Source organism: Spongiibacter sp. C9W, assembly GCF_057370015.1.
In genome coordinates this window covers 482,579-501,805 of record NZ_CM170672.1, presented here as the reverse complement: position 1 = coordinate 501,805, position 19,227 = coordinate 482,579, and the positions used below count along the sequence as shown (strand labels likewise).

Sequence of the window (19,227 nt, the reverse complement as noted above, 5' to 3'; positions counted from 1 at the left end):
GCCCGTATTTAGGCGAGGTTGTCTAAATAGCGCTCAGCGTCCAGTGCCGCCATACAGCCAAAGCCTGCAGAGGTCACCGCCTGACGGTAGATATGGTCGGCCACGTCGCCCGCCGCGAACACGCCCTCTACTGAAGTTTGGGTCGCGTTGCCCTCTGTGCCGCTGGCAATCTTCAGGTAGCCGTTGTGCATATCCAGCTGCCCCTCGAAGATACCGGTATTGGGCTTGTGACCGATCGCAATAAACACACCGGCAACGTCAATTTCCTGCGTACTGTTGTCTTGTGTGCTGGCGAGGCGCAAGCCGGTTACCCCTGAATCATCGCCCAGGACCTCATCGAGAGTATGATTCCATAAAATATTGATGTTGCCATTCTCAGCGCGCTCAAGAATTTTATCCTGCAGGATTTTTTCAGAACGCAGCGCGTCTCTGCGATGCACTAAGGTCACCTCTGAGGCAATGTTTGACAGATATAAGGCCTCTTCAACAGCGGTATTACCACCGCCAATAACGGCTACTTTCTTGCCGCGGTAGAAAAAGCCATCACATGTTGCACATGCCGACACGCCTTTGCCCATAAAGGCTTCTTCAGAGGGCAGCCCCAAGTATTGAGCAGAGGCTCCCGTTGCAATAATCAGTGCATCACAGGTGTAAGTACTGCTGCCTGTGAGCGTGAAGGGGCGCTGCTTCAGGTCCACGCTTTCGATGTGGTCGAACAGCACTTTGGTATCAAAGCGCTCGGCGTGCTCCTGCATACGCATCATCAGTTCAGGGCCTTGAACGCCGTTTTGATCGCCGGGCCAGTTGTCGACGTCCGTGGTGGTAGTCAGCTGTCCACCCTGCTGCATACCCGTAATCACCACTGGGTCGAGGTTGGCGCGGGCAGCATATACAGCGGCGGTGTATCCAGCAGGGCCGGAACCAAGAATAATCAGACGGTGGTGTTGGCTGTCGCTCATGAAGGCAGAATTCCGTGTTTGGGGATTGAACTTGTACTCATCCCGGGTGACTGAGATTAGGCGCTTATCATAGGGTAAAAGGCCGGGGTCAGCAAAAGCTAACACGGCGACAAACGCCACTTCGAAGTGCTAATATTGGGCCAAATTTCGCGGTTTCAACCGCTTCGCTTGCGCCCGCGCAATGTTTTATCGCTACGAAGATAAGAAGGAAGCCGATTTCCCTTGGCAAAGACCACGAAGTCAAAGAACAACACTCCCGACAAAGGCCGCGACACCCTGCATTTGCGTTTGCGCGAAGGGCTGCTTATCGCTCTGGTCGCGGCCTGCCTGTACATTTTTGTCTCGCTAATCAGCTATAGCGCCGCCGACCCTGGTTGGTCGAGAACGGGCAGTGGGGAAGATATCGCTAACGCCGGTGGCCCCGTGGGCGCCTGGCTCGCCGACGTGTTTTATGCATTGTTCGGCTACATGGCCTATCTCTTTCCCGCCATGCTGGCCTTTCGGGCGATACAACTGTTTCGCGACCGCCTGCATGCCAGCGGTTTCGACTCTGTTGTCTTCGCCTTGCGTTGCATCGGTTTTGTGCTGGTAATGATCGCCAGCACCGGCCTGGCCGCCACGGAAGATCACGGCAACAGTGGCTTGCCATTCGGTGCGGGGGGCGTTCTGGGCGATGCGATCGGCAGCGCTACCGTCGCCGGTTTCAGTTACTTCGGCAGTCATCTGCTGCTGTTGGCGATCTTTTTGTTCGGAATGACGGTATTCACCGACCTGTCCTGGCTGAAATTAATAGACCGTCTAGGGGGCATTACCCTCACGCTTTATGCGCGCCTTCAGGATCGCTACTACCAATTCCTCCAGCAGCGGGCAGAGCGCAAGGCCTCTCGCGAGGCGCAGCAACAGCGCAAGGAGTCGGTGGCCAAGAAAAACGAGATACAAAAGACCCGAACTGCACCGGCTATCGCGCCGCCGCCCAAGCCTGCCGCACCATCGGCGCGTGTAGAGAAAGAGCGCCAAACCTCGCTGTTTGACGGCATCGTCACAGGCAGCTTGCCATCGTTATCACTACTCGATCCGGCGGAACACCACCCAGACAAAGGCTTCTCTCCTGAGACGCTGGAGGCGATGTCGCGGCTGCTCGAAATTAAGCTGTTGGATTTTGGTGTCTCAGCAAAGGTTGTCGCGGTGTTTCCGGGGCCGGTAATTACGCGCTTCGAGCTGGAGCCAGATGCAGGCGTTAAAGTAAGTAAAATCAGCAACTTGGTTAAGGATCTTGCCAGATCACTTGCAGTAGTCAGTGTGCGCGTCGTGGAGGTTATTCCAGGCAAGCCCTACGTTGGCATAGAAATTCCCAATGAAGATCGCGAGATTGTGAACTTCCGCGAGGTGCTTTCCTCTCAGGCTTTTGAGGCCTCTAAGTCCGCGCTCACGCTGGCCTTGGGGCACGACATCTCGGGAGAGCCGGTTTGCGCTGACCTCGCTAAGATGCCGCACTTATTAGTTGCCGGTACGACGGGTTCCGGTAAATCGGTCGGCGTTAACGCGATGCTGCTTAGCTTGCTGTACAAGTCATCGCCGGAGGAAGTTCGCCTGCTGTTGGTAGACCCCAAGATGCTTGAGCTATCGGTCTACGACGGCATTCCCCATCTGCTGACGCCAGTCATTACCGATATGAAAGATGCCGCCAACGGGTTGCGCTGGTGTGTTGCTGAAATGGAGCGGCGCTACAAATTAATGTCAGCAATGGGCGTTCGGAATCTGGCGGGCTTCAACCGCAAGATCAAGGATGCCATCCAAAGCGGCGAACCCATCAAAGACCCACTATTCGTGCCAGACGAGAACTACCAGCCAGGCCTTGAAGAGGCGCTAGCGCCCGACCTTGAGCCGCTGCCCGCTATTGTGGTGGTCATCGACGAATTTGCTGACATGATGATGATCGTGGGTAAAAAGGTTGAAGAACTTATCGCACGAATTGCTCAAAAGGCCCGTGCGGCGGGTATTCATTTGATTCTTGCCACGCAGCGCCCATCTGTTGATGTGATTACCGGCTTGATCAAAGCCAACGTGCCCACACGGATTGCGTTCCAGGTTTCGTCGAAAATCGATTCGCGCACAATTCTTGACCAAGGTGGTGCAGAGCAGCTGCTTGGCCACGGTGACATGTTGTATTTGCCACCTGGTTCCGGCCTGCCTGTGCGGGTGCACGGCGCCTTCTGTAGTGATGATGAGGTGCACAGAGTTGTTGCCGATTGGAAAAAGCGGGGAGAACCTCGCTATATCGATGGTCTATTAGAGGAGGGTAGCAGCAGCGATGCCATGCCAGGCATGGCCCCGGAAGGGGGCGATGACGACGGTGAGGCCGATGCGCTCTACGATGAAGCGGTTCGCTTTGTTACCCAAAGCCGTCGGGCGTCGATCTCCTCTGTGCAGCGTAAACTGCGCATTGGCTACAATCGCGCTGCTCGATTGATAGAAACCATGGAGTCTGCCGGTGTAGTCTCCGAGATGGCCAGCAACGGCAGCAGAGAAGTTCTGGCGCCGCCACCGGTCGAATAGGATTTCCTTATGTACAATGCCTTTTTGGCCCTCGTTATTAGCGTAATATTTGCGGTGCCAGCACACGCCAGTGATGTTGCGCAACTGCATTTGCACTTATCCTCTTTGGAAACCCTGCAAGCCCAGTTTGAGCAAGAGGTTCGCGATGAAAGGGGCAACGTTTTGCAGCTCACCCGCGGCGAACTTGCGGTAGAGCGCCCCAACAAGCTTCGCTGGGAGAGCCGGGAGCCTTTTCACTACCAACTTATTAGCGACGGTGTAACGCTATGGCGTTACGACGCCGACTTGGAGCAGCTCAATAGCGAGCCATTTAGCGACGAGCTGGCAGAAGCGCCGGCGATGATTATTGGCGCCAGCATTGAGCAGCTAGAAAGCCAGTTTGATGTGCGGTTTAACAAACAGGGTGCGCTGCGGGAGTTTATTCTCACGCCGAAACAACCCGGCATGTTCAGCCAAATGAGTCTGCGCTTTCGCCAGGGCAAACTTATCGGCATGAGTATGCGCGACAACCTGGAACAGTACACAGAGGTGAAATTTATCAAGCCGCGCTACAACGTACCGCTGGCTGACGACACCTTCATCTTTTCTGAATCCAACGCCCCCTCATGAGTAACCCCGCGCCGCTGGCGGCGCGTATGCGCCCGCAATCACTCGCTGAATACCGAGGACAGGCGCATTTGCTCGCTGAGGGCCAAGCGCTGCGCACAGCGCTTGATTCTGGCCAGCTTCACTCGATGATTTTTTGGGGGCCGCCGGGAGTTGGCAAGACCACCCTGGCGAGATTGATCGCCCAGCATAGCGACGCTCACTTTATTACGGTCTCAGCGGTACTCGCGGGCGTAAAGGATATACGTCAGGCCGTTGAAGAGGCCAAGCGGGAGCGCCAGTACGGTCGTCGGACGGTCTTGTTTATCGATGAAGTACACCGCTTTAACAAGGCCCAGCAAGATGCCTTTCTTCCCTATGTGGAGGATGGAACACTAGTCTTCGTCGGTGCCACTACCGAAAACCCCAGTTTCGAGATCAATAACGCACTGCTGTCGCGCGCCCGTGTTTACCCACTCCACGCGCTTGACGCCGAGAGTCAGCTGGCAATTTTACGCCACGCCTGTGAAGAGGAAGGCTGGCAGTGTAGTGATGAACTGTTGTCAGAACTCGCTCTGCAGGCAGACGGCGATGCGCGCCGAGCACTTAACCTGCTAGAGCTCGCAATGGACATCATGCGCGACCGGGGCAGCAAACAAACGATTGACGCCGATGCTGTCTCGCAGGCAATGAGCCATCAACCCCGGCGCTTCGACAAAGGCGGCGACCTGTTTTACGAGCAGATCTCCGCCCTGCACAAGTCGGTAAGAGGCAGTTCACCCGACGGCGCTCTGTACTGGCTTATTCGCATGCTCGACGGCGGCTGCGATCCTATTTACGTCGCGCGGCGTCTGGTACGGATGGCCAGTGAAGATATCGGTAATGCCGACCCCAGAGCCCTGCGCATCTGCCTTGACGCCTGGGATGTACAAGAGCGCCTCGGAAGTCCGGAAGGGGAGTTGGCACTGGCGCAAGCCGTGGCCTATTTAGCTGCCGCGCCCAAGAGTAACGCGGTCTATACGGCCTTTAATGCTTTAAAAAAACGCATCGCCAGCGACCCAAGTCACGATGTGCCCATGCACCTGCGCAACGCGCCCAGCAAGTTAATGAAGGCCCAGGGCTTTGGCGAGGGCTATCGCTACGCCCACGATGAGCCCGATGCCTACGCCGCCGGGGAAAGCTATTTGCCGGAAGCCCTCCACGGCGAGCATTTCTACCAACCCGTCGACCGCGGTTTGGAGCGAAAAATTGCTGAAAAAATGCGTTATTTACAGCAACTGGATGCACAAAGCCCGCATAAGCGTTATCCGTGAGCGCAGTTCTTGCTAAAATGCCCGCTTTAACCAACAGGGAAAGCGCGTGCTGCAATATCTACTGATCGCCTTAGGTGGTGCCAGCGGCGCGCTGAGTCGCTACGGTATTGGCCGGCTTTGCCAGGTGCTACCCGCGAGCCAATGGCCAGTGGCAACCTTTGCAGTGAACGTGCTCGGCTCCGCCGCCATTGGCGTTGTATACGTGCTGATTACCGAGCGCAGCACCTTGCACAGCGACTGGCGCTATGTGTTGATGGTCGGCTTTTTTGGTGCCTTCACCACCTTTTCCACGTTTTCCCTTGAGTCTGTAGCGCTGTTGGAGGCGGGCAAACCGCTGCTGGCGCTGGCCTACATGCTCACTACTGTTACCACATGTGTACTGGCCTGCTGGCTAGGAATAATCGCTACAAGATAGCTTAAATATCAAAGGTTTGGAGAGTTTATATAATGTTGGATATCAAGCAGCTTCGCCAGGACCCGGACGCCGTGGCAGCCGCCTTGAAGAAAAAGGCCTACGACTTCGACGTGGCGCATTTTCAACAACTCGATACCCGTCGCAAGCAAGCCGATGTGGAAAGTCAGGAGCTGCTTGCACAGCGCAAACAAGCCTCTAAGCAAATTGGCGAATTAGTAAGGAGCGGCCTGTCGGTCGATGAGGCCAAAGCCAAGGTAAATGAAACCCTGGCAACTATAGAAGCGAGCCTCGAGCGCGTAAAAAATGAAGCCAAGGCTGCGAACGACGAACTCGACGCGGTGTTGATGGCTGTACCCAATGTACCGGTAGAGGAAGTGCCCGAAGGTGCAGACGAGGACGCCAATGTAGAGATTTCGCGCTGGGGCGAGCCGCGCCAGTTCGACTTCGATGTTAAAGATCACGTGGATGTCGGCGGCAACCTCGGTGGGCTGGATTTCGATACCGCGAGTAAAATCACCGGCAGTCGCTTTGCCGTTATGCGCGGCGGTTTGGCGCGTCTGCACCGCGCACTCACGCAGTTTATGCTCAACACGCACACCGGTGAGCACGGCTACCAAGAAGTTTACGTGCCCTATATCGTCAACAGCGATTCACTGCGCGGTACCGGGCAGCTGCCTAAATTTGAAGAGGACCTGTTCCGCCTTAACAGCGAATCAGAGTACTACCTGATCCCCACAGCGGAAGTGCCGGTTACCAATATGCTGCGCGATGTTATCGTCGAAGCGGGCGAGCTGGGAGAGGGCTTAAAGTTCACCGCCCATACACCGTGCTTCCGCTCAGAGGCGGGCAGCTACGGCCGTGATACCCGCGGAATGATTCGCCAGCACCAGTTTGAAAAAGTGGAGCTGGTGCAGTTCGTTAAGCCCGGCGATTCTGCCCAAGCGCTGGAAACCCTGACAGGGCACGCCGAAGCCATTTTGCAAAAGCTGGAGCTGCCTTACCGCAAGGTCTTGCTCTGCGGTGGCGATCTTGGCTTTTCCGCGCAAAAAACCTATGACCTGGAAGTATGGCTGCCGGCCCAAAACACCTACCGGGAGATCTCCTCTTGCAGTAATTTCGGCGACTTCCAAGCGCGCCGTATGATGGCCCGCTGGCGCAACCCCGAAACCGGTAAACCTGAGCTGCTCCACACCCTGAACGGCTCAGGGCTGGCAGTGGGGCGAACACTGGTCGCCATACTGGAAAATTACCAGCGCGCCGACGGCTCGGTGACCATACCGAGTGTATTGCAGCCCTATATGGGCAATATTGAGCAACTCAGCGCTGAGGAACTTGGCTGATGGACTTTTTGCCGCTGTTCACCAAACTCGACGGTAAGACCTGTTTGCTGGTGGGCGGTGGCGAAGTCGCCTTGCGCAAAGCCCGGCTTCTCAGTAAAGCAGGAGCGATACTGCGCGTTGTCGCCCCGGATATTGCCCCTGAGCTGGAACAGCTTGCCCGTGAATCGGGGCAATGTTTGCACGCGGATTACCGCTTGGATTACCTGGATAGCGTGTTTTTAGTCATCGCCGCCACCGATGACCAAGCCCTCAATGAGCAAGTGTCGCGAGACTGCAACGCCCGCAATATTCCGGTGAATGTGGTGGATAACCCGCCGCTGTGCAGCTTTATTTTGCCAGCAATTATCGATCGCTCGCCCATCGTGGTGGCAGTGAGCAGTGGCGGCAAAAGCCCGGTGCTGGCCCGTATGATTCGCTCGCGGTTGGAATCGAGCATTCCCGCCGCTTACGGGCGACTAGCCGGTTTGGTCGGACAATTTCGCGACGCCGTTAAAGCCCGTTTTGACGACATAGAAGATCGCCGTGACTTCTGGGAGCAAACGCTCCAGGGGCCTGTGGCGGAGATGGTCTATGCCGGGCAAGAACAAGCGGCCGGCGAAATGCTCAGCAAATTGATCAATGAGGCAGAGCTTCGTCCTGGCGGCGAGGTATACCTTATTGGTGCCGGGCCTGGCGACCCGGACTTAATGACGTTTAAGGCGCTGCGGCTATTACAGCGCGCGGATGTTGTGCTGTATGACCGCTTGGTCGCACCGGAAATCGTCGAGTTGTGCCGCAAAGATGCCGAGCGTATTTTCGTGGGCAAAGCGCGCTCGAATCATGCGGTGCCCCAGCAAGACATCAACGCCTTGTTGGTTGAACACGCCAAGCAGGGCCGAAAAGTCGCTCGCTTAAAAGGCGGTGACCCCTTTATTTTTGGGCGCGGCGGTGAGGAAATTGAGCAGCTGGCAAACGAATCGATCCCTTTTCAGGTTGTGCCAGGCGTAACTGCTGCGGCCGGTTGCGCGAGCTATGCCGGTATACCGCTGACTCACCGCGACTACGCACAGTCAGTGCGTTTTGTTACCGGCCATTTGAAAGACAACAGCATTAACCTGCCCTGGGCCGAGCTGGTTCATGGCCACCAAACGATCGTTTTTTACATGGGCCTGGTTGGCCTACCGGTGATCTGCGAGCAGCTCATCGCCCACGGTCGAAGCGCCGATACACCAATTGCTCTGGTGCAACAGGGCACCACGCGCCATCAAAAGGTCGTGGTAGCCACCTTGGCAACCATGGTTGAGGAAGTGGCAAAAAATCCCGTTAAAGCCCCCACGCTGATTATTGTCGGCGAAGTGGTCAGCTTGCGAGAAAAACTGGCCTGGTACGAGCACTACGATCTCGCGTCGCCAAGTTTGTAACATCGGTCGCTGCGGCGAGTCCCAATGCCATATTCACTTGATTCGGAGGTTTTGTGAGTCAGTTTGATTACGATCTGTTTGTCATTGGTGCCGGTAGCGGCGGTGTTCGCGCGGCCAGAATGTCAGCGTCGATGGGCGCCCGCGTGGCCGTGGCCGAAGCCCGTTATCTGGGTGGTACCTGTGTAAATGTCGGCTGCGTGCCTAAAAAACTGTTTAGCTATGCGGCCCACTTCACCGAGAACTTCCACGATGCAGCCAGCTTTGGTTGGGATGTTTCGCACGGCCCGATCGACTGGCCGCGCCTGCGCGACAATAAAACCCGCGAAATTGAGCGTTTGAATGGCATCTACGGCAATATACTCAAAAATGCCAATGTTGACCTGATCAACGGTCACGCGCGCTTTATCGACGAGCATACAGTGGACGTGAACGGCAAACACTATCGCGCCGAACGGATTCTTATTGCTGTTGGCGGCTGGCCCTATATCCCCGATGTGCCGGGGAAAGAGCACGCCATTAGCTCCAATGAGCTGTTTTATCTCGATGAGCTGCCAGAACATGCCACGGTAGTGGGCGGAGGCTATATTGCCACCGAATTTGCCGGCATCCTCAACGGCCTGGGGGTTAAGGTCACACAAATTTACCGTCGCTCGCTGTTTCTGCGTGGCTTTGATGAGGAAATACGCGGCCACCTTGCAGAGGAAATGCGCCAGCGCGGCATCGAACTGCGTTTCAATGAAAACGTCACGGCAATCGAGAAAACCGCCGACGGCTTGCAGCTTCAGCTGGAGAGCGGCGGCGTGCTGAATACCGGCGCTGTGCTTTATGCCACCGGGCGCCAGCCGCTACTCGAGGGACTTGGGCTTGAACACACCCGGGTTGCGCTCAACGAGCAGGGATTTATTGCCGTGTCGGACACCTTCCAAACGGCGGCGCCCAGTATTTATGCGCTGGGTGATGTCATTGGTGGCATGGAACTGACGCCCGTGGCGCTCGCCGAAGGAATGAATCTCGCTCGGCGACTCTATGGCGGCATTGACCAGGCGATGGACTACGAATACATTCCCACTGCGATCTTCTGCCAACCCAATATTGGAACGGTTGGCTACAGCGAGGAACAAGCGCGGGAGAAATTTGGCGATATCAGCGTGTTTACGTCGCAGTTCAAACACCTGAAACACACCCTCACTGAGAATCCGTCAAAGGTATTTTTGAAGCTGATTGTCGATAAAGCCTCAGACCGCGTTGTCGGCGTTCATATGCTCGGAGATGATGCCGGCGAGTTAATCCAGGGCTTTGCCGTGGCGATAAAGGCGGGGGCAACCAAAGCGGTATTCGACGCCACTATCGGCATTCACCCCACGGTCGCTGAGGAGTTTGTGACCATGCGCGAGGCCAGCCGATAAGCTGGCCTTCAAGGGAAGGCCCTTTTAGGGCCGCCCGGCGAGTCTTTCCTGCTGGAAGGCGGGAATCGCGTCCACCAGAATATGGCCGGCCTCATTTAGCAGCGGGTCAGGGCGTTTATCTTTCTCTTCACCCTCATTCTCCGACTCGGTATCCGGGCTGATCAGCAGGTCATCCGGGGTTTCGAGCTCGTCATCTTTCAGCACATCCAAGGGCTTTTCACCCTTGGCTACACGACGTCGGTTTTCCATCGCCAGCTGCAGGGCTTTTTGCTCTTCGCGCTCTTTTTTGCGCTTGGCAATATTCAGCGACAGGTACTTTCTATCGCGATATTTTTCTATTGCCGCTAATTGCTCTTTCAAAAAACGAAAATCAGGATCTTTAGCAACGCGCTCCTCGTGGCGTTTTTCCAACTTATCCAGGCCACTGCGCAGGTCGTAATAATAGCTGTGGCGAGCGCGGGCGATGCGGTCCCACGCCATCGCATTGTCGAGAATGCTTTCGCCAATCTGCTCGGAATCGTAGAGGGGAGGGAAGCTGATATCGGGAATCACGCCGCGGTTTTGGGTGCTGTCACCCGAAATGCGGTAAAACTTCGACTCGGTCATTTTTAACTGACCGTGACTCAGCGGGTTTACCGACTGCACCGTTCCCTTACCGAAAGACTGGGTACCGATCACAATACCGCGCTGGTAGTCCTGAATGGCACCGGCGAAAATCTCCGACGCAGATGCGCTCATGCGGTTGATCAACACCGCCAACGGGCCGGTGTAATAGGGCGAGCTCCGGCGCTTACCTTCGCGAATCACTCGGGAATTGGACTGGCGTATCTGCACCGTCGGCCCGGATTCAATGAACAGGCCCACCAGACCGTTGGCCTCGGCAAGCGAGCCGCCGCCATTGTCACGCAGGTCGATCACAATACCTTCCGCGCCCTCGGCCAGTAGTTCACCAAGAATCCGATGCACATCGCGGGTGGTGCTGCGGAAGTCGGGGTCACCCATGCGGAAGGCGTCAAAATCCAAGTAAAAGGTTGGGATATCGATAACCCCAATCTTTCTTACTTTGCCCGAGGCATCTTCAATATCGAGGATCTCTCCCTTGGCACTTTGCTCTTCGAGCTTCACCTCGTTGCGCTCGATCACAATTTCCTTGCGCTCTTCGTCGCTATGCGCCAATGCAGGAATAACCTCTAAGCGCACAACAGAGCCCTTCGGGCCGCGAATCAAGTCGACAACATCGTCCAAGCGCCAGCCAATAACGTCCTGCATATCACCCTTCTTGCCCTGGGCAACACCGACAATACGGTCTGCAGGCTGCAACTCACCCTGTTTATCGGCAGGGCCGGCAGGCACCAGTCGCACGATCTTGGTGTAGTCGTCTTCCATTTGCAGAACAGCGCCGATCCCCTCCAGCTTCAGGCTCATATTAATCTGGAAGTTTTCCGACAGCCTTGGCGAAAAGTAATCAGTGTGGGGGTCGTACAGCGAGGCGAGGGCGTTCGCGTAGATTTGGAAGGCGTCTTCCGCCTCAAGCTGAGTCAGGCGCTTCACCTGATTGCGGAAACGCTTCTCCAGCAACTCAACGATGGCTTTATCTTCTTTGCCCGCCAGCTTTAAACCGAGAACACGATTTTTCAGTTGCTTGCGCCAAATCTCATCAGCTTCGGTCTGGTTTTTTGGCCAGGGCTGTTCAGAGCGGTCCAGCAAAAAACTCTCGTCGACACTGAAGTCCATCGCTGCGACGGTTTTTTCCAGATCGTCGAGGCTGCGCTCCAAACGGCTCACAATGCGTTGACGATAGCGGTTAAAAATCAGAAAACCTGTATCCAGGCGACCTTTTTTCAGTTCATCATCCAGGCGGTCGCGGTATTGCTGAAAACTGGCAATATCCTCGGCGAGTAAAAACTGTCGATTAGGGTCCAGGTCACTGAGGTAGGCATCCAACAAACGCGACGACGAGGCGTCATCAACAGCCAATTTTACATAGTGGCTGCTATTCAGTTGGTTGAGCATGTCGCGAATCGCCTTGCGATGCTCTTTGCTGGGTTCTAAGTCGGTCAGCGCATAAGCGGGCGACAGCAAGAATAAAAAGAGGAGTGAAACGCTAGCGAAAAGGGTGCGCGACGAACGATGTTGAGTAAAAAGCATAAATTACCTGTGTTTTTCCGCTGTGGTTCAGCCTTACGACTAATTTTCCGGTGATTTCCTATCAGCGGATTTCCCGTATCGGTATACCGCGTTACACTGAAAATATCCACTTAGGCTAACTGATGGAGCCCGCAATTGTGAGTAAAAACCCTAAAGTGACAGCCGTTGAAACATATATCAAGGCGCTGACTGAGCACGACCTCGGCGCAATTGACGCACTTTTTGATGACAACGCTACCGTGGAAGATCCAGTCGGTGGAGATGTCATTCGCGGTAAGGACGCTATTCTAGGATTCTACAAGACCGCATTTAGTTCCGGCATTTCTGCAAGATTAGAGGGCGCGGTGCGCTTAGCCGCTAACCATGCGGTGTTTCCGTTTGTGGTAGAACTTAACCCCGGCAACGGCGAAATGCGTCTCGAAGTCATCGACCAATTCACCTTTAATGACGCCGGAAAAATCTGTGCAATGAAGGCATTTTGGGGTGAAGAGAACATGACAACCCCCTAACGCCGCCCCGCCAAATGCCTGTCACCTAACGAATGATCGCCACCGACTTAATTTGTGCAAAGACCGACATACCCACGGTTAAGCCCAAGTGGTCGATACTTCGCCGGGTGAGCCTCGCCAATAGGCGCTCGCTACCCAGCTGCAATGTTAGTACCTGCATGGCGCCTACCGCCTCATCACTGATTGCCGTTATCGAGCAGGGCAGCACATTCAAAATACTGCTGTCGCTGTGGGCCGACAGGCTAATGCTCACGTCCTGCGCCCGAATACGCAGGCGCTGCTGGCTCCCTAAGGCTTCATCGTTGTGTTGTACCCAAAGTGCACCCCCATTAAAGGCCAATTCCGCGAGTTGCCATTGCTCATCAATGCGGTTCACCCTGGCACGCAGTACCGCCGACACATCCGCGCTGCCCGGTCGGGCGATTACCTGCTGCATGAGCAGCTCTTCCATTGGCCCGTAGTGGCTGACTTTGCCGTTTTCCAGCATTAGCAGGGTATCAGCGAGGCGGCACACCTCATCAACCGAGTGGCTGACATACAGAATAGGAATATTCGACGCGCGGCAGAGTGTTTCCAGATAGGGCAATATCTCGGCTTTTCTTCGGTCATCCAGGCCGGATAAAGGCTCATCCATCAGCAGCAACTCTGGGCCGATCAATAGCGCTCGCGCAATCGCCACACGCTGGCGTTCTCCCCCTGATAACTGATCTGGCCGGTGCGACATCAATGCGGCAAGGTCCAATAAGTCCACCACTTCTTCCAATGCCGGCGCCTGGGGTGCTGCGCGCCGCTGTGCATAGCGGAGGTTGCCCGCCACACTGAGGTGTGGGAACAAACTCGCCTCTTGAAAAACGTAGGCAATCGGTCGGCGGTGGCAGGGCAGGGAATAGCGCCCTTGCTGCCAGCAAGCGTCGCCAAAAAACAACTCGCCGCGAGCGCGTTGCAAGCCTGCGATGCAGCGCAGCAACGTTGTTTTTCCCGAACCGGAAGGGCCAAATATCGCCGTAACACGGTCCATCGGCAGGGAAAACTCGGCATCAAGCGCGAACTTGTCGCCGGGAAACGCCAATCTAAAATGACCTGAAAGCTGCTTTACCACGCCTAGAAACCCAATACTTTTGCTGAGCGCTTGCCGCTGCGAAGCCCATGCAGCAGTAGCATGGTAATAAAGGATAGCGCCAACATCAGCGCGGCGAGGCGATGCGCACGGGGGTAGTCGAGGGCTTCCACATGTTCATACAGCTGCACCGAGAGCACCTGGGTTTCACCCGGAATATTGCCGCCAATCATCAGCACCACACCGAACTCGCCCAGCGTGTGGGCAAAACCCAGCACCGCCGCAGTGATAAACCCCGTTCGGCACAGCGGTAATAACACCGTGAAGAAACGATCAATTGGGCCGGCACGCAAGGTGGCGGCCACTTCAAAAGGGCGCTCGCCCATGCTTTCCATTGCGTTTTGTATGGGCTGTACCACAAAGGGCAGCGAATAAAACAAGGAGCCAATCACTAAGCCCGTAAAGCTGAACGCCAGGCTCCCCATTCCCAAACGCTCGCTCAGGTAGCCTATGGGCCCCTCCGGCCCCATTGCCAACAGCAAATAAAAGCCAAGCACTGTAGGCGGTAGTATCAATGGCAGGGTGATCAGCGCCGCTACCGGAGCGCGCAACCAAGAGCGACTGCGGCTTAGCCACCAGGCCAGCGGTGTCGAAATCACCAACAGTAAAACAGTGACGACCAGTGCCAATTTCAGGGTAAGTAAAAGCGCGGTCATATCCTGGCTATCAAACCCCATCATTCTGCACCCTCCCTTGTGGGCAGCTGATAACCATCGTTACGAATGATCTGCTTAGCAATATCGGTTTGTAAAAACGCCAGAAACGCCCGGGCAGCTTCAATATCGTCACAGCGAGTTAGCACCACTCGTTGCTGCCTGATCGGCCGGTGCCAGTCATCGGGAATTAACCAATAATCGGTGGAAGAGGGGGGCATCTGCGCGCGCGCTAACAGGCCCGCCTCCGCATTTTTGGAATGCACAAATTGGTAGGCCTGAGCGATATTTTCGCCGACTACCAGTCGCTTTGCCGCCGCTTTTTCTAGCTTGAAATGCCGCAGAACATCTTGCGCTGCTCGCCCATAAGGGGCCAAACGCGGGTTGGCAATGGCAAAACGTGAATAGCTAAATGCTGTCAGTTCACGCTGCCCATCTTTTTTTACCGGCCACAGCACTAAGCGGCCACGCGCATAGTCCTGGCGGCTGCCATCGATGACGAAGCCGTTATCCTCCAGCGCTTTCGGGCGGGCGATATCAGCTGAGAAAAACATATCGAAGGGCGCACCTTGGCGAATTTGTGCGTATAGCTTGCCCGACGAACCGCGAACAAGCTCAGGTGACACTCCGCCCAAGGTCGCGTAATAAGCGGCGAGCTTCTCCAGTGTGGGAGCGAAATTCGCGGCCACAGCAATACGCAGCGGCGCCGCCACCGCAGCGCCAGACCACACACATACCAATAACAGGCCAAACAGTCGGTTCAACAACACAGGCACCCTAAAATCAGGCAGCTAGTCTCGACCAAATTTAGGTACGACACAAGCTGCGCCTCTACTTAGTTAGCCGATGATGCATTTTGTCCGACAAGGGCTGCTGCGGCCTGAAACAACAGCTTGCTCGCATGGCCAGCACCAGCGACTGCAAAGAAGGCCGGCAAGCCTGGATAGAACGGCGGCAACCACAGTACACAGGTAAGTGAGCACGACGGTGTCGATTTCAAACATAACGTCGATGAAGGCGAGCTGTGGTTAAAAAGCTAAAAGCCCGCCATAGCGAGGGGTCGCAAATGCCAACCTCTCGTTCTCATGCAAATATCATATTTAACATAATATATATTATGCGAACATATGGTATTTGCTAGATCAAGGCTGGATTCGCCCAGGAGCGGTTAACACCGCTCCTGCAACATTGCCGTTCCTGTGCCTGCGGCGCCGCTTGCCGCAACAATACCTCGTTTCAGGCCGCGGCGCTCAAGCTCGTCAATTAAGGTGCCTGCCATGATAGCGCCGGTTGCGCCCATGGGATGACCGAGTGCGATCACTCCGACATTGATGTTGAGTTTGTCTTCGCTGATACCGAGGTCGCGCTGGCATTTGATCACCGTGGCGGCAAAGCCTTCATGCAGTTCGAACAGGTCGGCGGTTAACGCCTGCTCCTGCATAAGCTTTTGCGTGGCGGCGCAGCAGCCTGAGATGACGGTTAATGGATCGTCGCAAACACTGGCGACGGCGCAGATACGCGCGCGTGGCGCTTTACCCAGCGTTTCGCCCAATGCTTCGTCGCCCACCAACACCAAGGCAGCGCCATCGGCCATAGCTGGCGAATTACCAGCGGTGTGAATATGCTGGATCTCGGTGAGTTTGGCATGCCCCTGAAGTTGCAAGGCATCGATGCCTTTTGCGCCAAGCTCAGCAAAGGCCGGCGGCATTTGCGCCAGAGACTCCATGTTTGCGTTGTCGCGGATGCATTCATCGTGGGCCACATTTACGCCTGTCTCTGTGTTTACAACCGGAACGACCGAGCGGAACCGCCATTGTCACGCGCTCGGGCGGCGCGCTGCTGACTGGTTACGGCAACGTGGTCGGCGTCCTCGCGACTGATTTGATACTGGGAGGCAATCAGGTCCGCGCCGTTGCCCATCATTAACATTTGGCAGCGAGCCGCCATCTTGGGGTCGGTAAAAACGGTGGCTTTGTCGGACAACATCGGCACGTGGGACATCATTTCCACGCCGCCAGCAATGACCATACCGGCTTGCCCGCCCTGCACTTTCAATGCGGCAAAATTGATGGCATCCAAGCCGGAGGAACAGAAACGGTTAACGGTAATACCGGGAACATGGCTGGGCCAGCCAGCATATAACAGGGAGGTTTTGGCAATATTTGCCGCCTGGTCACCCGCCTGTGTTACACAGCCTAGAATCACATCATCAACCTGGCTTTTGTCCAGTGGATTGCGCTCTGCCAGGGCATCGTAAAGGGTTTTTAGCAGCGCCAGTGGCGACAATGCATGCAGACTACCCGTTTCCTTGGCACGGCCGCGCGGTGTGCGAATAGCGTCGTAAATATAAGCGTGTGTCATTCGTTAATTCCTACTATAAAGCTGGCACAGGTTGTGGCGCTGCCGCCAAGGTTGAAGGTGGCCATGTTTTTGGCGTTGGTGATTTGTGTCTCCCCTGCTTGGCCGCTGACCTGCTTGTAGCAGTCCAACAGCATGCGTACGCCGGTCGCGCCCACGGGATGGCCCAGGCCGATCAAGCCGCCGCTGGCATTAACGGGAAAGTCGCCGTCTTTGCATATGCGCCCCTCCTCTATTGCTTTCCAGCTTTCACCGGGCGCCGTTAAACCGCAGTGATCGATCACCGTGTATTCGGTAATGGAAAAACAGTCGTGCACCTCAAGGCCGTCGAGTTGCAGCAAGTCAGTCATGTCTGCGCGTTTTAGGGCGTCGCGAATCAGCTGATTTACATGAGGGAAAAGCAGTGGCTGACCGTCGCTAAGGCGCAGCTTACTGCGCAGGTCGATGGCAGACGAGCGATGCCCCCAGCCTTTGATGCGGGGCATGTCACTCAGCGAAATGCCCTGCTGCGCGGCATAGCTTTTGGCGGCCGATTCACTGAGCGAGTAAAGCAGTTTGAGGCTCAGACCGAGCGCAGCGGTATGGCGGCGAACTTGGGCTACGACATTGTTTCCATCAATGATGGTGAGGTGGTGTACCGCTACACACCAAAAGCGCGCCACCAAAATTTAATAGGCTCCCTGCACGGAGGCATTTTGGCATCACTGCTGGACACGGCAATGGGTGCCGCGGTGATGACAAAGTTAGCGGCGGGTGAATTTCACACCATGACGGACTTGTCGATCAAATTTATCGGCGCCGTTCGCGACCCCGACGAAGAGCTGCTCATTGAAGCGCGGGTCGATCACCCCGGTAAACGCTTGCTGGCAACAGAAGGGGTGATTAAAAATACCCAGGGGCGCATTATTGCCAGGGCGATCGCCAGCGCGATAAGGCTTTAAGAAACCGCGGTGCAAGGCGCCATCGGCCAGTAACGGCTTCGCCAGGCGCCGCGCTCAGTAGTCGCTGTCACTTTCAAAAACAACGAGCAAATCCCGGTTCTCTCCACTGCCACCTTCCACGCCATCCGCACCGAAGGTTTTCACGCTGAAGGATGGCGGTGCGTCGGAGCTGTGATAGATATAATCGCGCTTCCACGGGTCGCGAATCAGACTGCTACGACTTAAATAGGGGCCGGCCCAACGCGGGCTGAGAGGCTCCAAGACGGGGCTTTCCAACAGCGCGTATAGCCCTTGGTCAGGACTTGGGTAACGCAAATTATCAAGCTTATATTGATGCAGAGCCCGGGTAATTCGCTCCAGATCAATCACTGCTTGTTCATGCAAAGCCTCATCGACACGCTGCTTAACAAGGCTACTTACATATATCGTTAGTGCTGAGGCGATCAGCAATACAAAGAGAATTTCTCGACGGGTAATACCCCGGCTAGCGCCGGGGCCTGAGTTTGCCATACGGAGGCGAAGGTGCATTTATAGCTTTACTCTAATTCTCCCGCTGACTGATACCTCAAGGAAGCGCGCCAAATAGTCAGGCACCTCCTCGAGGGTTATTTCAGTTAGCAGAGCAGACCACGCCGCGTCATCGAGCTTCCACTGCTCGGCAAAACGCCGCCATATATCAGCTTTCCGTTGCTGACTAATTTCTACTGAATCGACACCCAGTAAGCATACACCGCGCAGAATAAATGGGAAAACGCTGCTGTTGATATTCACCCCGGCAGCCAGTCCACAACAGGCGACGGCGCCCTCGGGCTGAATAATTTTTAACAGGTTTGCCAGTGGATCGCCGCCGAGCGTGTCAATTGCCGCATCAAACAATGGCTTCGCCATTGGTTTTTTATCGAACTCTGCCAGCATCGATGGCGCCACACAATGTTGAGCGCCAATACTATGTAAAAAGTCATATTGTTGCGCCTTGCCACTGATCGCGGTGACCTCCGCACCCAGTTGATTAAGCAATGCAATGGCAACACTACCAACACCACCACTGGCACCCGTTACGGCAATTTTAAGACCGCTCAGCTCGCCTAATTGGCGCTGGAGCTTCTCCACACATAAGCCGGCCGTCAATCCTGCAGTGCCGAGTGCCATCGCCTCTGCACTGTCCAAGCCATCCGGGGCGGCCAGTAACCATTCACCGGGCACTTGAATTTGTTCTGCCAGGCCACCGTCGGTGTTCATACCCAGGTCATAGCCCGTCACGATAACACGGTCACCCGCCTTCCAATTATCGCTGGATGAAGCCAGCACTGTGCCCGCGGCATCGATGCCCGGCGTATGCGGGTAGTTGCGGGTTACCCCTTTGTTGCCCGCGGCTGACAAGGCATCTTTATAGTTGAGCGACGAGTATTCTACCGCAACGCGCACTTCGCCATTCTCGGGCTGGGCAAAGTCGTCTTTGTCGACAACGCTGCACTGATAGGCGCCCTGCTCTTCTCTGACCTGTACGGCTTTAAATGTCATTATTTC

The 19,227-nt window shown here is 55.6% G+C and carries 19 protein-coding genes; 9 read left to right on the top strand and 10 right to left on the bottom strand.

Annotated elements, in window-relative coordinates:
* Positions 1–8: 8 nt before the first annotated feature.
* Positions 9–959 (bottom strand): thioredoxin-disulfide reductase, encoded by a 951-nt coding sequence (gene trxB / locus AC2Q8J_RS02395; protein ID WP_486452006.1) that lies wholly within the window; start codon positions 957–959, stop codon positions 9–11.
* Between the two features lie 222 nt (positions 960–1,181).
* Between trxB and AC2Q8J_RS02390 the strand changes: the two genes are divergently transcribed.
* From AC2Q8J_RS02390 to gorA, 7 genes are read left to right on the top strand one after another with little or no spacing between them, the layout of a single operon-like run.
* Positions 1,182–3,515: a DNA translocase FtsK gene (locus AC2Q8J_RS02390; RefSeq protein ID WP_027872500.1), complete on the top strand. Its 2,334-nt coding sequence runs from the start codon at positions 1,182–1,184 to the stop codon at positions 3,513–3,515.
* Positions 3,516–3,524: 9 nt separating this feature from the next.
* Positions 3,525–4,124: an outer membrane lipoprotein periplasmic chaperone LolA gene (lolA, locus tag AC2Q8J_RS02385; protein ID WP_486452005.1), complete on the top strand. Its 600-nt coding sequence runs from the start codon at positions 3,525–3,527 to the stop codon at positions 4,122–4,124.
* A complete protein-coding gene (locus AC2Q8J_RS02380; RefSeq protein ID WP_486452004.1) occupies positions 4,121–5,413 on the top strand; it encodes a replication-associated recombination protein A in 1,293 nt (430 codons plus the stop codon). The genes lolA and AC2Q8J_RS02380 overlap by 4 nt, the downstream gene beginning before the upstream one ends.
* 46 nt (positions 5,414–5,459) lie before the next feature.
* Positions 5,460–5,828, top strand: coding sequence for a fluoride efflux transporter CrcB (gene crcB / locus AC2Q8J_RS02375; protein WP_027872497.1), 369 nt, complete (start codon positions 5,460–5,462; stop codon positions 5,826–5,828).
* Positions 5,829–5,860: 32 nt separating this feature from the next.
* A complete protein-coding gene (serS, locus tag AC2Q8J_RS02370) occupies positions 5,861–7,168 on the top strand; it encodes a serine--tRNA ligase (protein ID WP_486452003.1) in 1,308 nt (435 codons plus the stop codon).
* Positions 7,168–8,568, top strand: a complete 1,401-nt coding sequence (gene cysG / locus AC2Q8J_RS02365; protein WP_486452002.1) for a siroheme synthase CysG — start codon at positions 7,168–7,170, stop codon at positions 8,566–8,568. Before serS ends, cysG begins: the two co-directional genes overlap by 1 nt.
* A gap of 53 nt (positions 8,569–8,621) precedes the next feature.
* Complete coding sequence (gene gorA, locus AC2Q8J_RS02360) at positions 8,622–9,974, top strand: glutathione-disulfide reductase (RefSeq protein WP_486452001.1); 1,353 nt, start codon at positions 8,622–8,624, stop codon at positions 9,972–9,974.
* 24 nt (positions 9,975–9,998) lie between these two features.
* Here the strand turns inward: gorA and AC2Q8J_RS02355 are convergent, their stop codons facing one another.
* Positions 9,999–12,122: a carboxy terminal-processing peptidase gene (locus AC2Q8J_RS02355; RefSeq protein WP_486452000.1), complete on the bottom strand. Its 2,124-nt coding sequence runs from the start codon at positions 12,120–12,122 to the stop codon at positions 9,999–10,001.
* A gap of 122 nt (positions 12,123–12,244) precedes the next feature.
* Between AC2Q8J_RS02355 and AC2Q8J_RS02350 the strand changes: the two genes are divergently transcribed.
* A complete protein-coding gene (locus AC2Q8J_RS02350) occupies positions 12,245–12,631 on the top strand; it encodes a nuclear transport factor 2 family protein (protein WP_239547625.1) in 387 nt (128 codons plus the stop codon).
* A gap of 25 nt (positions 12,632–12,656) precedes the next feature.
* Here the strand turns inward: AC2Q8J_RS02350 and modC are convergent, their stop codons facing one another.
* The 6 genes from modC to AC2Q8J_RS02320 all read right to left on the bottom strand — a co-directional run bounded on the left by modC (position 12,657) and on the right by AC2Q8J_RS02320 (position 17,244).
* Entirely contained in the window at positions 12,657–13,700 is a 1,044-nt protein-coding gene (modC, locus tag AC2Q8J_RS02345) for a molybdenum ABC transporter ATP-binding protein (RefSeq protein ID WP_486451999.1), read from the bottom strand.
* 32 nt (positions 13,701–13,732) lie between these two features.
* Complete coding sequence (gene modB / locus AC2Q8J_RS02340; protein WP_444804248.1) at positions 13,733–14,428, bottom strand: molybdate ABC transporter permease subunit; 696 nt, start codon at positions 14,426–14,428, stop codon at positions 13,733–13,735.
* Entirely contained in the window at positions 14,425–15,168 is a 744-nt protein-coding gene (gene modA / locus AC2Q8J_RS02335) for a molybdate ABC transporter substrate-binding protein (RefSeq protein ID WP_486451998.1), read from the bottom strand. Before modA ends, modB begins: the two co-directional genes overlap by 4 nt.
* Before the next feature lie 401 nt (positions 15,169–15,569).
* Positions 15,570–16,163: a hypothetical protein gene (locus AC2Q8J_RS02330; RefSeq protein ID WP_486451997.1), complete on the bottom strand. Its 594-nt coding sequence runs from the start codon at positions 16,161–16,163 to the stop codon at positions 15,570–15,572.
* Positions 16,164–16,183: 20 nt separating this feature from the next.
* Positions 16,184–16,762, bottom strand: a complete 579-nt coding sequence (locus tag AC2Q8J_RS02325) for a thiolase family protein (RefSeq protein WP_286836567.1) — start codon at positions 16,760–16,762, stop codon at positions 16,184–16,186.
* Positions 16,759–17,244 carry a thiolase C-terminal domain-containing protein gene (locus AC2Q8J_RS02320; protein WP_286836569.1) on the bottom strand — a complete coding sequence of 162 codons (486 nt, stop codon included), beginning with the start codon at positions 17,242–17,244 and terminating at the stop codon, positions 16,759–16,761. The genes AC2Q8J_RS02325 and AC2Q8J_RS02320 overlap by 4 nt, the downstream gene beginning before the upstream one ends.
* Here AC2Q8J_RS02320 and AC2Q8J_RS02315 point away from each other — a divergent pair.
* The gene (locus tag AC2Q8J_RS02315) at positions 17,218–17,700 is read left to right on the top strand and encodes a PaaI family thioesterase (RefSeq protein ID WP_286836571.1); all 483 of its coding nucleotides are present in this window, start codon (positions 17,218–17,220) and stop codon (positions 17,698–17,700) included. The two genes, AC2Q8J_RS02320 and AC2Q8J_RS02315, sit on opposite strands and share 27 nt — an antisense overlap.
* Positions 17,701–17,754: 54 nt before the next feature.
* Here the strand turns inward: AC2Q8J_RS02315 and gspG are convergent, their stop codons facing one another.
* Both gspG and AC2Q8J_RS02305 read right to left on the bottom strand, forming a co-directional pair.
* On the bottom strand, positions 17,755–18,228 hold the full coding sequence (gspG, locus tag AC2Q8J_RS02310; protein ID WP_204996532.1) for a type II secretion system major pseudopilin GspG: 474 nt from the start codon (positions 18,226–18,228) through the stop codon (positions 17,755–17,757).
* The gene (locus AC2Q8J_RS02305; RefSeq protein ID WP_286836573.1) at positions 18,229–19,221 is read right to left on the bottom strand and encodes a YhdH/YhfP family quinone oxidoreductase; all 993 of its coding nucleotides are present in this window, start codon (positions 19,219–19,221) and stop codon (positions 18,229–18,231) included.
* Positions 19,222–19,227: the final 6 nt, after the last annotated feature.

Excerpts from the sequence above, each read along its gene's own strand:
- trxB (WP_486452006.1), bottom strand. The coding sequence starts at position 959 with ATGAGCGACAGCCAACACCACCGTCTGATTATTCTTGGTTCCGGCCCT.
- lolA (WP_486452005.1), top strand. The coding sequence starts at position 3,525 with ATGTACAATGCCTTTTTGGCCCTCGTTATTAGCGTAATATTTGCGGTG.
- AC2Q8J_RS02380 (WP_486452004.1), top strand. The coding sequence starts at position 4,121 with ATGAGTAACCCCGCGCCGCTGGCGGCGCGTATGCGCCCGCAATCACTC.
- serS (WP_486452003.1), top strand. The coding sequence starts at position 5,861 with ATGTTGGATATCAAGCAGCTTCGCCAGGACCCGGACGCCGTGGCAGCC.
- cysG (WP_486452002.1), top strand. The coding sequence starts at position 7,168 with ATGGACTTTTTGCCGCTGTTCACCAAACTCGACGGTAAGACCTGTTTG.
- AC2Q8J_RS02355 (WP_486452000.1), bottom strand. The coding sequence starts at position 12,122 with ATGCTTTTTACTCAACATCGTTCGTCGCGCACCCTTTTCGCTAGCGTT.
- AC2Q8J_RS02350 (WP_239547625.1), top strand. The coding sequence starts at position 12,245 with ATGGAGCCCGCAATTGTGAGTAAAAACCCTAAAGTGACAGCCGTTGAA.
- modB (WP_444804248.1), bottom strand. The coding sequence starts at position 14,428 with ATGATGGGGTTTGATAGCCAGGATATGACCGCGCTTTTACTTACCCTG.
- AC2Q8J_RS02325 (WP_286836567.1), bottom strand. The coding sequence starts at position 16,762 with ATGACACACGCTTATATTTACGACGCTATTCGCACACCGCGCGGCCGT.
- AC2Q8J_RS02315 (WP_286836571.1), top strand. The coding sequence starts at position 17,218 with ATGCCCCCAGCCTTTGATGCGGGGCATGTCACTCAGCGAAATGCCCTG.
- AC2Q8J_RS02320 (WP_286836569.1), bottom strand. The coding sequence starts at position 17,244 with ATGCCCCGCATCAAAGGCTGGGGGCATCGCTCGTCTGCCATCGACCTG.
- gspG (WP_204996532.1), bottom strand. The coding sequence starts at position 18,228 with ATGCACCTTCGCCTCCGTATGGCAAACTCAGGCCCCGGCGCTAGCCGG.
- AC2Q8J_RS02305 (WP_286836573.1), bottom strand. The coding sequence starts at position 19,221 with ATGACATTTAAAGCCGTACAGGTCAGAGAAGAGCAGGGCGCCTATCAG.